The sequence below is a fragment of the Alteromonas sp. KC3 genome (assembly GCF_016756315.1).
In the GTDB taxonomy this organism is placed as follows: Bacteria; Pseudomonadota; Gammaproteobacteria; order Enterobacterales; family Alteromonadaceae; genus Alteromonas.
Window position 1 is genome coordinate 1,847,396 of record NZ_AP024235.1, and the last position, 15,595, is coordinate 1,862,990.

The 15,595-nt window shown below is 44.2% G+C and carries 10 protein-coding genes; 8 read left to right on the forward strand and 2 right to left on the reverse strand.

Features of this window, described 5'->3' with window-relative positions:
• Window positions 1–63: 63 nt before the first annotated feature.
• From JN178_RS08305 to JN178_RS08320, 4 genes are all read left to right on the forward strand, one after another.
• Window positions 64–1,239, forward strand: coding sequence for a thiolase family protein (locus JN178_RS08305; RefSeq protein WP_202265215.1), 1,176 nt, complete (start codon window positions 64–66; stop codon window positions 1,237–1,239).
• A 108-nt stretch (window positions 1,240–1,347) separates the two neighbouring features.
• Window positions 1,348–2,358 carry an alpha/beta hydrolase gene (locus JN178_RS08310; RefSeq protein WP_202265217.1) on the forward strand — a complete coding sequence of 337 codons (1,011 nt, stop codon included), beginning with the start codon at window positions 1,348–1,350 and terminating at the stop codon, window positions 2,356–2,358.
• On the forward strand, window positions 2,348–3,583 hold the full coding sequence (gene kynU, locus JN178_RS08315; protein ID WP_202265219.1) for a kynureninase: 1,236 nt from the start codon (window positions 2,348–2,350) through the stop codon (window positions 3,581–3,583). The genes JN178_RS08310 and kynU overlap by 11 nt, the downstream gene beginning before the upstream one ends.
• A gap of 143 nt (window positions 3,584–3,726) precedes the next feature.
• Complete coding sequence (locus JN178_RS08320; protein WP_232369727.1) at window positions 3,727–5,160, forward strand: diguanylate cyclase; 1,434 nt, start codon at window positions 3,727–3,729, stop codon at window positions 5,158–5,160.
• On the opposite strand, the gene JN178_RS08325 is transcribed toward JN178_RS08320, so the two are convergent.
• Together JN178_RS08325 and sbcB are read right to left on the reverse strand one after the other, a co-directional pair.
• Window positions 5,157–6,812, reverse strand: coding sequence for a DUF342 domain-containing protein (locus JN178_RS08325; RefSeq protein WP_202265993.1), 1,656 nt, complete (start codon window positions 6,810–6,812; stop codon window positions 5,157–5,159). The genes JN178_RS08320 and JN178_RS08325 overlap by 4 nt on opposite strands.
• 94 nt (window positions 6,813–6,906) lie before the next feature.
• Window positions 6,907–8,337, reverse strand: a complete 1,431-nt coding sequence (gene sbcB / locus JN178_RS08330; protein WP_202265221.1) for an exodeoxyribonuclease I — start codon at window positions 8,335–8,337, stop codon at window positions 6,907–6,909.
• 98 nt (window positions 8,338–8,435) lie between these two features.
• Here sbcB and JN178_RS08335 point away from each other — a divergent pair, with 98 nt between their 5' ends.
• The 4 genes from JN178_RS08335 (at window position 8,436) to JN178_RS08350 (ending at window position 15,541) form a co-directional block, all read left to right on the forward strand.
• Window positions 8,436–12,113: an ATP-binding protein gene (locus tag JN178_RS08335; RefSeq protein ID WP_232369728.1), complete on the forward strand. Its 3,678-nt coding sequence runs from the start codon at window positions 8,436–8,438 to the stop codon at window positions 12,111–12,113.
• 243 nt (window positions 12,114–12,356) lie between these two features.
• Complete coding sequence (locus JN178_RS08340; protein WP_202265997.1) at window positions 12,357–13,343, forward strand: isoaspartyl peptidase/L-asparaginase family protein; 987 nt, start codon at window positions 12,357–12,359, stop codon at window positions 13,341–13,343.
• Window positions 13,344–13,565: 222 nt separating this feature from the next.
• Window positions 13,566–13,985 carry a CBS domain-containing protein gene (locus JN178_RS08345; protein WP_159625033.1) on the forward strand — a complete coding sequence of 140 codons (420 nt, stop codon included), beginning with the start codon at window positions 13,566–13,568 and terminating at the stop codon, window positions 13,983–13,985.
• Between the two features lie 224 nt (window positions 13,986–14,209).
• Entirely contained in the window at window positions 14,210–15,541 is a 1,332-nt protein-coding gene (locus JN178_RS08350; RefSeq protein WP_202265223.1) for a Na+/H+ antiporter NhaC family protein, read from the forward strand.
• Window positions 15,542–15,595: the final 54 nt, after the last annotated feature.

Genomic DNA, 15,595 nt, shown 5'->3' on the forward strand with positions numbered 1-15,595 from the left:
TATACAAGGGAACATCTTTAGCTAGTTAAGTAATTAATTTTATTGAAATTTAAGGGCATGGTTATGAGTAACGAATCAGTAGTGATAGTCGCGGCTAAACGCACACCTATGGGTGGTTTTAACGGCAGCTTGTCAGGCGTGTCAGCCACACACCTTGGCGAAGTGGCGATTAAATCAGCGGTTGAAAACTTAGATGTGTCAGCGATTGACGAAGTGATCATGGGCTGTGTGTTACCTGCAGGTCTCGGACAGTCACCTGCACGTCAAGCGTCATTAGGTGCTGGATTACCACTGAGCGCAGGCGTAACCACTATCAATAAAGTGTGTGGTTCAGGCCTCAAGGCTGTCATGCTGGCGCACGACTTGATTAAAGCCGGCAGTGCAGAAACCATTGTCGCTGGTGGTATGGAAAGCATGAGTAATGCGCCTTATATGTTGCCAAAAGCTCGCACCGGTTACCGTATGGGGCACGGACAAGTGCTAGACCATATGATGCTTGATGGCTTGGAAAATGCCTACGATGGCAAAGCCATGGGGTGTTTTGCACAAGATACTGCAGATGAAGAAAGCATTACCCGCGGCGAAATGGACGAGTTTGCACTTAGCTCACTGTCTAAAGCACACGAAGCGATTAATAGCGGAACGTTTAGCGATGAAATCGTGCCTGTCACTCTGTCTACACGAAAAGGTGATGTAGTAGTTGATACTGATGAGGGCCCAGGCTCAGCGCGCCCAGAAAAAATCCCGACTCTGCGACCTGCATTTAAGAAAGACGGCACAGTAACTGCGGCCAACTCAAGCTCAATTTCTGATGGCGCAGCAGCATTGGTAGTAATGAGTGAGCGTAAAGCAAATGCGCTTGGCCTAGCACCACTAGCCCGTGTTGTTGCTCATGCTACACACTCTATCGAGCCAGAGAACTTTACTGTTGCTCCTGTTGGTGCAATGGAAAAAGTGCTTGATAAAGCGGGTTGGCAAAAAGAAGATGTAGACCTTTTTGAAATTAACGAAGCGTTTGCCATGGTTACCATGTTGGCCATAAAGAAACTGGGCCTAGACGCTGAAAAAGTTAACGTAAAAGGCGGCGCATGTGCACTTGGTCACCCAATTGGCGCATCAGGCGCGCGTATTCTTGTGACCTTGCTACACGCACTGAAACAGCGTGGCGGTAAAAAAGGTATTGCGTCACTGTGTATTGGCGGTGGTGAAGGTGTAGCACTTGCTGTAGAAATGCTTTAATGTAAACCTAAATAAGTTTTAATGTTTTCAGTGGCACCAATGAGGGTGCCACTTGTGTTTTAATAAAGTTAAAAATAAAAATTAATAAAACGAAAAAGCACATTTAACATGGATAAAACGAAGGTTTCATTGCGCTTACTGCTAGCACTATTCATCTTCACGAGTACTTCGTTGCCCGCCAGCGAGGATGAACCAGCTGTATTAGCCAGTGATCAGAATCAAGACCCAAATCATGCTCAAACTCAAACGCCTGCACCAATGCGCACACAAGTTGGGTATGGTGAGCTACTTTCACTGGAAACTCGCCCTTCAGATAGCACAATCACCTACGGCGAAGATCCGTTGCAGCGCGTCGAAGTATGGCGCGCAACCGCACCAGCTAATACAGCCCTAGTATTCATTCACGGTGGCTGTTGGCTAAACGCCTACGACTTAAATCATGCTAAAGGGCTGTACCACGCACTTGCTGAGAAAGGTATCACCACGTATGCAGTGGAATACCGGCGAACTGGCGATGAAGGTGGTGGTTGGCCAGGCAGCTTGCACGACGTATCGGCGGGCATTACTGCTTCATTAGATGATGTGGCGCGCAATAATAGTAAACAAACTGTTGTACTAGCAGGTCACTCAGCAGGGGGACATCTTGCTTTGTTAGCGGCACAATCGCTAGGTGCTGTTTCTCTAGGTGCTATATCTCAGGGTACTATGTCGCCAGATGCCTTATCGCAAGACACGATTAATAGTGGTAACGCCAATAGTGATCTCGCGAATAACACCAACGTTCAGATTCAAAGTGTACTTGGCCTAGCTGCAATTACCGATGTAGCAAAATATGCGATGGGCACAAATAGTTGCCAGTCAGCTACAACGGCATTTATGGGGGGCGACCCTAGTTCGGTAGAGTCAGCCTACATTGCAGCCACGCCAGATTCGTCAAAAAGTGATATTCCCTTTCATTTGCTTCACGGTAGTAGCGATAGCATTGTGCCTGTGCACCATGCATCTCTGATAGGGGCTGCATCAACCATTGTTCCGTCTGGTGGACACTTTGATTGGTTACACCCTGAATCGACATCATTTCACGCATTATTAGAGGTTATTAATCAGCATGGTTACTAAGGTTTTTTCTGCTGAGCAGTTAGATGATAAAGACCCATTGCGCTTAAAACGTGACGAGTTTGCTCTTCCCAAACACACCATCTATTTAGACGGTAACTCGCTAGGGCCACTGCCAAAAGCGGCCGAAGTGCGTGCACATGATGTTGTAAAGCGACAGTGGGGTGATGGGTTAATTACCAGTTGGAACCAGCATCAATGGATTTCGATGCCTTCACGAGTGGGAGATCGTATTGGTCAACTCATTGGTGCTGCGTCTGGCCAAGTAGTCTGCTGTGATTCTATTTCTATCAACCTGTTTAAAGTGTTGAGCGCTGCGTTGAAAATGAATCCGTCACGTAAAGTAATTGCTACTACCCGTGATAATTTCCCCACTGATATTTACATGATTCAGGGTCTGTTAGACCTACTTGGCGACGAATATTGTCTTCACTATATAGATGAAGACAACATCTGCAATGAACTTGATGAAGACGTCGCTGTAGTTATGCTTACCCAAGTGAATTTTCGCACGGGCAAAAAGCTCGATATGCAAAAGGTGACAGCATTTGCTCAGAGCAAAGGTATTTTGACATTGTGGGATCTTGCCCACAGTGCAGGGGCATTTCCTGTAGACCTTGATGCCTGTAATGTGGATTTTGCTGTGGGGTGTACCTACAAATACCTTAACGGTGGCCCTGGCGCGCCAGCCTTTGTATATGTTGCCCAGCGTCATCAAAAAGATTACCAACAACCGCTCTCAGGTTGGATGGGACATAGTGCCCCCTTTGAGTTTTCACCTGACTACACACCCGACCCAAGTATTAAGCAAAATCTTTGCGGGACACCTGGCGTGATAGGTATGAGCATACTTGAAGCGTCGCTTACCGTATTTGATGGCGTATCTTTAAAAGCTATCGATGAGAAATCAAAAAAGCTTCAGGCATTTTTCATTGCAGAGGCTAAAAGTGCAGGTGTGTTGGATGAGTTTACGTTGGTAAGTCCCAATGTAGATAATCGTGGTAGCCAGATTGCGCTTGCACATAGCGATGCCTACGCCATATGTCAGGCGTGGATTGCTAAGGGAGTTATTGCAGACTTTAGGGCGCCCAACATACTACGAATTGGTTTTGCGCCGCTATATTTGTGTTTTAAAGATATTGAAATCGCTGTGCAGAAGCTTTCCGAAATTATCAAGAAGCAAGAGTATAGGCAAAATATTTTCCGCCAAAAACAAGCCGTTACCTAATGTAAGGAAAAACAAAGTACAAACCTTAAGTTTAAGCAAATATCTGATTTATAGTGTGAAAATATTGCTTTTTACGTTTTAAGCGTTAATACTTCGCGGTTGATGTTAATAATAGTTGGGTCGTAGAGGTACTGTTGAGCAGGGTGTTTAAGTGTTATTTTTTTCAAGCGTTTTTTTGGGTAGCGTTAGTTGTAGCTACTCCAAGCTTCGCATATCTGCAAAACACGAACAGCAACGATAATTCAGCGCCTGAAGAGGTTACATACTGTATTGATCCAAATTGGGCACCCTATGAAGCTATCCGTAATGGTTCTCATATCGGTATCTCTGCGCAGTACCTAGATATTGTTTCTGAACTTTCCGATCTTAAATTTACCCTAGTGCCAACACAAACGTGGCAACAAAGCCTTGAATACGTTCAACAAGGGAAGTGCCGCGTTATTCCGATGTTAAACACGTCTGATTATCGAAGGCAGTTTCTGGATTTTAGCTTGCCATACTTTGAGGCGCCAAATGTACTGGTTGCGAAGTCAGGTACACCTATGCTGCAAGGGTATGGCGGCGTGGGCAACCGTTCAGTAGGCGTTGTACAAGGCTATCGCCAAGTTGAATATATTTCTCGCCACTATCCGAGTTTGCGGCTAAAGCTTATTGCATCTGAGCAAGAAGGCTTGAAACAATTAGCGAATGGCGAATTTGACGTTATGGTGGGGTCCTTGATGAGTGTGAATATGCACATCAACAATCTCAAGCTTAAAGATTTAATCATTGTAGGCTACGCAGAGCCGTTCGATTCGTTAGCATTTGGTGTTAACAAATCTTATGGTTACTTGGTAGATAAGATTAACTACGCCATTGAACGTATTCCTGAGAATCGCAAAGTAGAAATATATAAGCAATGGAATAACGTACAAGTTCGCTACAGTCGCGATTACCTTAAACTGTTCTTGTCAGTCGCTGTAGTACTTATGGTGTTGCTTCTTATCATAGCGAGAAAGCGTTACCGGGGGCACTTTACACGCATCATTCAACAGAAAAATGAAGAAATAGGCACCTTGCAGGCGGCATTGCTAGAGAAGAACAGAACACTCGCGTTTTTGTCTTCACACGACAATGTCACAGGCTTGTATAACCGAAATCATATGATTCAGCGGGCTGAAGAAGAGATCTCGCGTTTTCAACGCTTTCACACGACGGCGTCACTTATCGTTGTTGAGCTAACGAGTATTAACGATGAGCAGTTTAACTTCGATACGAACACCAAAGAAGATGCGCTTAAAGTTGTTGCAGCGAGTTGCTTAAGTACAGTACGCGAAGTCGATGTAGTATCGCGCTTTAGTGATGAGCAGTTTATTGTGCTGTGTCCACAAACGTCAGTGGAGCATGCAAAAAAACTCGCCGACAGGCTTTTAAATTGTATGTTAGGTCATCAACTACTTAACGACACGTTTAAGATTGCTGTAGGCATGACACAACTTCATGAAGATGAAGAGTTCAACGAGTGGTTTGAACGTACAATAAAGGCGCTATATCAATCTAAGCGCCTTGGATATGGTAATGTCTCTGTGGCTGATTAAACGATAGGCTCGTAGTGCCATTGATGCGCGTCATAGCGAATTTGAGCCCGGTCGTACTCTCTTTCTGAACGCCAATTTCGGTTATTTAGCTTAACTGAAACACCAGGATATAAACGTTTATTAGCAACCAGTTTGATATCTTGCTGGTATTGCTCTTTGGCCTGTTTAACATCATTGGCCTTATTTTCAATCCACTCTAATAACGCACTTTCGTTGTTAAACAGTTCTAGAGCTTCAGTGACTTTGCGTTGCAACTCTTTTGGCACTTTCTTACTTTGTAGTAACTCTATTTTTTCTTTGTGCTTTAAGTTGTTCTCGCGAATTTGCTTTAAAAGTTCGTCTAACGATTCCTTTCGTTCCAGCAACAGATTAAAACCCGGACTAAAGTCGATTTTAAGGGTACTCCCAGATACCGCACCTAATGTTCCCGCCTCAATTTTATTTTGACTGACAATGTCGCAGGCAAAAAGATTACCCATTGGGTTGTCAATCTGACCTACGGTTACTGAGCCACCACAGCGTAGTTTGCTATATGCTAATTGCCTGCCTATGGTAATGTTGCCGCCGCACTGCACCTCAATGCCTTGGCCGTGCTGAACATGCACGCTACCTGCTGCCACGAGCTTACAATGAAATTCGCTGTCGCCATCATTCACTTTACCCATTGCACCTTCGGTAACGATAATATCGCCACCAGACTCAATGTATGCTGACTCAACAAAGCCGTTAATCGTGACATCGCCAGCGGCTTTAATTTCCATCTTCTCAGTAACATCGCCGTTAACTAATACAGCACCTTCGTAGTTCACATGACCAGAGCCGACATTGACACCGGTACAAATAAAGGTGTCGTCAACCTGCATGGTTTGGTCGCGATACTTTGGCATCCCTGAAATAGACGACATTAGCAGGTTGGCGTCATGATCTGACACTACAGTACCGCCGCCCATTTTAAACTCTACCCACTCACCAGCCACTGCTTCAATCTTGTTGCCTTTAATGTCAAAGCCTGTCCGGCCTTGTGTTGGCTGTGTTCTGCGTAGCACGGGTGTATTAACTTTGACGCAAATTACTTCACCCAAGTTGCGCATATCAACGCGTTCGCCCTTGCCGGTTTGCGGTTTTAAAACGCGCTCTAACGCATTAGGTACAAGGGGAATGAACTTCGAATTCTTGCCGTTTCGCGCCGGTAGACCTTTGGCAACGGTTTTTTCAATAACGGTTCCGGGCTCGACGTGTTTTGCTTCTTCGAGCACCGATGCGATTGCCTTAATCCCCAAGCCCCGAACAATTTTGTTTTTCTGTGCTAGTAATTTGATGGCATTAAGTGAAGGCATTTTGCCGCCGTAGGGCGTGGTAAGTACAAGGTTCGCTTGCATGGCATCTTCTGGGATTCGAAATTCAACCTCTGCGTTTTTGCGCTCACCAATGCGTTCGTTTACTTCGGTATCATCACCGGTTTTAAAGTAATGATTTGCGGTATCGCAGGCTGATTTAAGTGATTTCTCTGAGATGTAAAGGCGTTTAGTTTCTCCTGATGATAATTCATCGATTATGTCACTCATGCTTACCTCTGAGGCGAACTCAGCAGGCTTTAGTGTTAACTCAATATAGGTTCTTGATTCATCGAAACTAATAACTACGCCATTCATCACTTCTATTTTCCTTGCGCACTTGTAATTTTGTTATCGGCGGCATTAAAAAAATACTTAGTATCCTTTAATTTATGCTCATCCCACACATCCGTCAAAGGTTTTCCGCGTATTGAAAGAGTGCTCTTAATATTGCCTGTTTTTCTGGGTTATCGTGATGTTCATGTGCCAGTTGCTCTAATCGCATCATGTATTGCTCGATTGTTATCGAACCATGAGAGTTAGGATCGGTAAGGCGCGCTTGTCGGTGATGCTGCCATCGCGTTACTTCATCAGCAGTAAGCGTGTTTGGGTAATTGCGAGCACGATACCTAAATAGTAGCTTTTTGAGTCCTTCGTGCTGTGTTTTTTCTGCTAACGTCGCTAGATTTTCCGGTGAAGATGATACAACTTGCTCGCACCAACGCTTATCCTCGTCATTTAAAAACCCTCCACTATACAAGGCATGGTCGATATCGTGTTCGTCTGCACGCTCGTCAATGGTGAAAACCTGAGCGAGCTTTTCTGCTAACTCTGGATGCGCCGCAAGTTTACGGTAGTTATCCAAACACTTTTCTCTGTCTAGCCCCAAACGCGCTGCATTTTCTTCCGTCATCGCCTTGGCTGTTGTAATAAAAGGTGAGCGGTTTGCATGAATCAGTTTTAAGCCTGGTCGCTCTAACGGTGAGTCATACTCATCCGCTGAAGCATACAGTGCATTTCTTATCTCCTCGGCTGAATCAGAGATAAGTGACTCCACATCGTGAGCCAAATCCACGGTAATAAACGCATTGTTGTTGGTGGGATGTTTAGCCACTGGCATTACCCATGTACAACAACCTTGTTTGGCAGGTAACTTCGAAGATATGTGAAGTAATACCGACGGTTTCGATAAATCGATTTGCTGCATTACGGTGTGCTTACTTCTAAGTGAGAATGCGTAATCGAAAAGTCTTGGCTGTTTATTTTTAATCAGTTTTGCCAGCGCAATCGTTGCATACACGTCACTTAATGCATCGTGGGCATTTTGATGTCCGATATCATTTGCTGCGGTAAGCGCTTCTAACTTAAAGCTCGGTGCACCATCGTCTCGTGTAGGCCAATTGATGCCCTCGGGGCGCAGTGCATAGCAAGCCCTTGCAAGGTCAATAATGTCCCAGCGACTGTTGCCGTTTCGCCACTCTCTCGAATAAGGGTCGTAAAAGTTTCGGTAAAACAGGAAGCGCGACACTTCATCATCAAAGCGTATACTATTAAACCCAACGCTACAGGTATTCGGTGTCGACATCTCTTGAAAGATGCGAGCAGCGAAATCGGCTTCGTTTGATCCGTCGCGCAGCGTTTGCTGCGGCGTAATGCCAGTGACCAAACACGCCTCTGGGTGTGGCAAATAGTCGTTGGCGATTGCGCTCATTATGTTAATTGGCTTACCAATGATATTGAGAGAGAGGTCTGTTCTTACCGCGGCAAATTGGCAGGGCAGATCTTTTTGTGCACTGGTGCCAAAAGTTTCAAAATCGTGCCAAAGAAAAGTAGGTGTGTGCATAATCACCAAAGTGAATTTTATATGTATTTTGAAGGCAGTTTACACTGCGTAATTTTGAATACCAAATGCTGCCCAATATTTAGGCTTTGTAGGGAGGCGTGCAGGCAGTTCACGCTACTTATGTGTCGTTCACTTACTTGCGTAAATGGCGTTTACTGACTAGTTTTTATGTAGTCAGAGCTAATTTGGATAGTCTTCTTTTGTCCGCAAACCTCCATCACTTATCATTGCTAAAAACAAAGCGTACTTTGCTGTGGGCTTTGGCACTTTCAATTGTCCTCATCGTTGTTGCAGTTGCCTTTTTTGAAAACCGCATTCGTCAAACTGCCGAACAACAGACGTTTGAAGCACTAACAGAAAGCGCTCAGGAAGTTGTGAGCGTAGTGGATGCGAATTTACGAACCTATATGGATACAGTGCGGTTTTTGCATAGTTCACCTGCTGTGCAAGGGGTTGTTGACGCAAGTTTGAATGACAATGCAGATACTCAAGAGGGAATGTCAACGGTGCAATGGAAGCGCCAAGTTGAAAGCATGTTTGCAGTGTTTATGGAGAATAATAGGGAAATTGACCAACTGCGAATCATACTTGCCAATGAAAAGGGAAGCGAATTTATTCGGGTCGAGCAAGTTGGCAAAAGTATAGAAATTGTTGCCCAATCTGAGTTACAAGAAAAAGGTAATCGCGATTACTATGTTGAAAGTGTTAGCAAAAATAGAAATGAATTTTATATTTCCAACATTAATCTAAATCGAGAATACGGAAAAATAGAGTTTCCTTATAAGAGTGTGTTGCGTTTGTCACTGCCCTTATTCAGCGAAAATGGCGAGCGTTTTGGCTTCATAATCGCAAATATTAACGCGCAGATCCTTCTAACTAAAATGCAAGACACGCTCTTCGGTGCTCAACAACTCATCGTTACTGATGCCGATGGCTTTTTCATTGTGCATCCAGACTCCAATAAAGTGTTTTCAAAAGACCTTAACAAGGAAGTGCAGTGGTCGAGTGAATACCGTTCTCCTTTATCTCCTGGTTTCGCTACTATTCAGCCGCTGCGAAATTCTGATGAAGCGTTTTATGCGGTAACGCAATCCTTTAACTTATCGCCTACAAGTTCACTCAAGCCGCTTAATTTGCATGTGTTAACGTATCAACATAGCGTTAATGGCATAATCAGTGACAAGCGCATAGCTGTTTATAGTTTTGTCCTGATAATTCTATCGGTTCTGGCATGTATCTTATGGTTTGTCTACCGAAGTAGTAAAAGCAGTCTAGCGCTAGCTAAGCTCAGACGAGAGTCAGCCGCTATTGTCGCTAGTTCAAAGGATGCCATTTTTAGCGTTGACAGCAAAGGCAAGGTAAAGAGCTGGAATATGGCAGCCGAAACAATGTTTTGTGTACCAAGCCAGTTAGTAATAGGTCATCATTATTCTTCATGTAAACCCCTTGCGTCGTTGGGCTTGGAAATGGCGTTTGCCGAAGCTGAGACACAAACTACCTTTTCAGCACATTTCTCTGATAATTCATGTGATGAAAAATACCTGCAAATTACCGCGTCGAAAATTCTCAATGATGAGGATAATTTAACAGGTGTAGCGGTAGTGATAAGAGATGTTACTGACGAACGCCACGCCAAAGCCGCGGTAGAGAAAATTAATTTGGAGCTTGAAGAGAAAGTGCAGCGCCGAACGATTGACCTAGTTACGGCAACTAAAGAGGCCAAGAAGGCCAGTGAAATAAAAAGTGCATTTATCTCTAATATCAGTCACGAGATGCGTACGCCACTTAACGGAATTGTTGGATCACTGTCGTTACTAAAACGTCATTCGCTTAACGAGAAGTCGATGCAGTTGTTGTCGATGATGGAAGTAAGCTGCAATAGTTTAAGTACACTTATCAATGACGTACTCGATTTGTCAAAAATTGAAGCGGGTAAATTGGATATTAATAACCAGAATTTCAATCCGATATCGCTTATAGAGTCATTGGCAAGAGTGTTTGTAGTGAAAGCCGCAGACAAAGGGCTGCATTTACTCGTCGACACAACCGCATTATCAGACGTTACAGTTTACTCTGATCCTCATCGAATAAGTCAAATTCTCAACAACCTGTTAAACAACGCGATAAAATTTACAGAAAGCGGTCATATCCTGTTGAGTGCGGCAATCTGTAGCGGGCAGGGGGAAGAACAAGAGCTTCACTTTAGCGTTATTGATACTGGAATGGGGATAGCAAAGGAGAATCAGTCGAAACTCTTCACGCCGTTTACTCAAGCTGATTCTCACGTCGCCGTGAAATACGGTGGAACTGGGCTAGGGCTTTCTATTTGTAAACAATTATCTCAATTGATGGGGGGCGATATTTCCTTTAGGTCAACGCAAGATGCTGGAAGTGCGTTTTCGTTTTTTGTTACTTATCCCATTTCACACGTAAATCAAGACGCTCACAACAATGTTAAATATAAAACAAATAGTGAATGCCCGCATAAAAAGTGGGCCGTAAGTGCGCCATACAAACCACTGGAAGAAAACCTTTATTCACTGTTGCTTGATGCCGGCGCAATGGTGGACATTATTGATGATAAATTGGGAATGGACATAACATTGACGTGCTATGACGCCATATTGGTAGACGAATCAAGTGCTTTATTGTATTCACTAGACGAAATATGGAAGCAGGCTGCACTAAACAGTCAAAAGGACAGCATGCCTGAGGTATATATACTTCAACGCATTGACGCGGCTCAGCATAAGTATACAGAAGTCGTGCCGCAATATTTGCACAAGCCTTTATTCAGTACAACGCTCACATCGCTTTCTAAAACGCACCACGGCGCAACATTGGCGCCCATAAGTTCAGATATTCACCTGGATGATTTAGGACAACACTCTAATGTAAAAACCTTACACGGCACTGATTATTCCGCTTCAAAAGACCCCCAAACTGTTGATAATGCGAACGTTATTATTGTCGATGATAATCTGATAAATCGTGAAGTTGCAAAAGGGGTTTTAGAGGGGTTACCAATAAATGTCTTTACCTGTAACGATGGTGAAGAGGTCATTTCGTTTTTACAGCAATGTGAAGAAAAGCAACAACAGATCCATGCCATTTTGATGGATTGTCAAATGCCTAATATGGATGGCTATGAAGCGACTCGCGCTATTAGAGATGGTGAAGCTGGAAAAACATTTATTGACGTCCCCATTATAGCCATGACGGCGAGCGCGATGTTAGGTGAGCGAGAAAAGTGTCTTGAAGTGGGCATGGATGATTTCACGACAAAGCCAGTGATGGCTGAAGTACTTATTCCTAAGGTGAAGCGCTGGTTAGCTGAGCGGATGAAAAGATCGGGTTATCATACCGATAACGTTTCGCCGTTGGTCGACAATCTAATTAATAATATCAATGAAGAAGTGCAGGGATTGTCCAGTGCAGTACCTAAGAGTCGCTATTGGGATAAAGATAATGCGATAGCAAGAATAAAAGGCGATAAAGCACTGTTCTCTCGTGTTTGTAATATGTTTGCTAACAGTGCGCCTGATAAAGTGAAGCTGCTAGAAAAAGCCATAGCGCATAAAGACGCTGAACAAGTGAAATTACTTACGTTGAAGTTAAAAGGCATGTCTGCTGACATTGGCGCGGTGCAATTGCAAAGCGACTTTGAGTCGCTTTGGGCACTCGCTAAGGCTGAGCGATGGCATGACGCGCTTGAGCAAGTACCTGCGGTAGAAGCGGATTTATCTTTGTTTTTAAAAATAATGGACGTGGCATAGTCGTGTCGTTAAAAAGTACGCGCTAGGTAGATTGCACCTTAATCAACAACACATAGAAAATCCGTAGATTTCCATCTAGTATGGTTGCTTGATAAATGCTTCACCCGTACAACAGAAGAATAACAAATGACCAAGGAGAGCGCTTTGCCACTAACTATTTTCACCTCAACAATCCGCGATGCAATTATTCTAATAGCCGCGTATTCAAGACGCGCTTCTATTCTTCTAACATCTGTGTTCGTGATGCTATTTGCAAGCCTATCAGCGAGCGCAAATGGTGAAAAGCCAACAACGCCGAATGTTGCCATAGCCATTCACGGTGGTGCTGGCACAATTTTGAAGTCTTCAATGACACCTGAAAAAGAAGCAGCGTATAAGGCAAAACTTAAAGAAGCTGTGGAGCACGGCTATTCACTACTTAAGCAAGGTGTGAAAGGCGAAAAAGCGGTTGTTGAAACCATTAAGATATTGGAGCTTTCCCCATTATTTAATGCAGGTGTTGGAGCGGTATACACGTTTGACGGTGAGCATGAACTAGACGCGTCTATTATGCACGGCGGAACCAAAAACGCAGGCGCAGTTGCAGGCGTTAAAACCATAAAAAGCCCCATTGAGGCGGCATTATTGGTTATGAATGAGTCTCCCCATGTCATGCTTTCGGGCAAGGGCGCAGAAGCTTACGCTGCTGAAAACGGCTTAGAGCAGGTGGATAACAAAATATTTGATACTGAATTTCGCAAGCAAGCATTAGATAAAGCCAAAGCGCGTATGGCCCAAGCATCAACAGGTTATGGAAGCCAGCAAGGCAACGAACGGTTTGGCACCGTGGGCGCGGTTGTACTAGACAGCGAAGGTAACCTGGTTTCTGGCACGTCGACCGGTGGCATGACCGCTAAGCGCTATGGCCGAATTGGCGACTCGCCTGTTATTGGCGCCGGCACATACGCAGACAATGAAAGTTGTGCAGTATCGGCAACGGGGCATGGCGAATACTTTATTCGCTACCATGTGGCAGCAGATATTTGCGCTCGTATGAAATACCAAAACGTGAGTTTAGACGAAGCCGCAAACACAGTTATTAACGATGTGTTGGTTAAAGCAAAGGGTGACGGTGGTGTAATTGCTATAGACAAGCTGGGTAATATAGCCATGCCATTTAATTCCAAAGGAATGTACCGCGCCAGTATTAGTACTGAAGGTGTGGTGACTGTTGCTATATATAAAGACTAACCCGGTTCGACGGTGTCTTTTACCGTCTTAGTAGACACCGTCAACGAAAAAGCACTTGTTTATTGTAACTTTAATGTTAAAAAGTTGGCTTGCAGAGCTTTCAACGTCTAGTCTTTAGTATGTGGGGGAAAGCTTTCACATGTGTCTAGAATAATTGATGTGCCGTAACGCCAAATAAATGCAGTATCGGTCACCGTAGGCGCCGCGGCTGGAGAAAAGAAAATGGAATCGTTGCAAGTCAGTGATTATATGAATACCCATCCGGTTAAGCTAAATGTTGACATGCCTGTGGCGCAGGCGGTTGAGGCATTACTTTCGAGCGGACAAAGTGGTGGGCCTGTACTTGACATTAAAGGGCGGGTGGTAGGTTTTTTATCAGAGCAAGACTGTATAGCGCAAATGATTGCTTCTAGTTATTACCGTGAACAAATTTGCCGCGTCGGCGAAATTATGAAAACACCAGTGATAACAATAAAGCCTTATATGTCGGTCATAGAGTTAGCGCAGTTGCTATTAAAAGACAAACCGAGAGTGTACCCAGTAGTGGATGATGACGGCGTACTGTTAGGGTGTATAAACCGTACACAAGTATTGCGGGCTATTGATGTTCAACTTAATGATGGTTATCAGCGCGCGGGCTAGGTAGCCAGTTTTGCCAATATTACGATAGGGAACTGAGTCAGCATGGTAATACCAATGATGATGTTCCCAAATTCACTTTTTCTATCTACTCACTCCATTTATCGTCGCTAATTCCCTTTGCAATACAAGCAAAACCTTTTATTCTTCACTGTCTTATTTTTCTATTGCATCAACACAATATTGCTTTAGCTAAGTTAACGCAAAATTTCATCAGAGAGTTTTAAGTGCATCAAAATAGTTCAGTAGCGCCAAACCCACTAGGTCTTACTCCCATATTGCTGTTTGTAGTCCTTGTCGTTGTAACCGGTATTACTACCAATGACATAACAGCTATGCCTATTCTTGTGGCGTTTTTTATCAGTGCAGGCTACGGACTATGCCTTAATCCTAAAGGAGAAAAGGTTAGCTTTGCACAGAAAGTGCAAACCTTTTGCAAAGGCGGTGGTGATAAGAACATTATTTTACTGGTACTAATTTTTCTATTGGCAGGTGCGTTTTATGCAGTAACCATTGATATTGGTGCGCGTGACGCCACCGTGAATATGGCACTTCAATTTGTACCTTCGGCGCTAATTTTGCCTGGTTTATTCCTTATTTGTTGCTTTATATCATTCGCGATGGGCACGTCGATGGGGACGATAACGGCGCTATCTCCCATTGGTGCAGGCCTTGCGGCAAACCTTGGGCTTCCGGTAGAAATGGCACTCGGCATTGTAGTTGGTGGCGCCATGTTTGGCGATAATCTATCGTTCGTTTCAGATACCACCATTGCGGCAACACGTACGCAAGGTGTACAGCTTAAAGACAAGTTTCGAGCGAACCTGATGGTCGCGGTCCCTGCTTGTATTGTGACTATGGCGCTCCTACTGATGGTTGACGTTGACACGTCGGGAATTGTGGAAGGTAAAGACTACGATTTTTGGCGAATTGTTCCTTACCTTTGTATTATCGCCTTCGCACTTACCGGCTTTAACGTTATAAGTGTACTCGCTGTAGGCATAGCCAGCGCATGCGTTGTGGGGTTGGTTCAAGGCAGTTTTACACCGCTTTCAATGATGCAAAGTATTCAAAAGGGTATGGGGTGGATGCAGGACTTAGCGATGATAGCGATCACCATTGGTGGTATTGTCGCACTCATGCACGCAAACGGCGGTATAACGTGGCTAATTGAGCGTTTAACGCGTAAAGTAACCTCGAAAAAAGGGGCAGAATTCAGTATCGCAAGCCTTGTAAGTTTTTTAGATATTACGACTGCAAATAACACTATCGCTATTGTTACAGCCGGTCCAATAGCGAAAGACTTGAACGAAAAATATGGCGTTGACCCTCGTCGTACAGCGTCATTACTCGATATATTTTCGTGTAGCTTTCAGGGGCTTGTTCCCTATGGAGCGCAATTACTTAGTGCTGCTGCAGTTGTGGGTATTTCGCCATTGGCGATAACGCCATACTGCTGGTATCCCATGCTCATTTTTGTTTTTGGTGTCGCTGCCATTTGGTTTGGGTTTCCACGTTTTAAAGAAGTGCAAGACGACGAATTAACCCAAAGTGCTTGAAAATACGTAGTATCAACGCTTGATGTACGGTGCTGCGTAGTGTTTCGCAGCCTT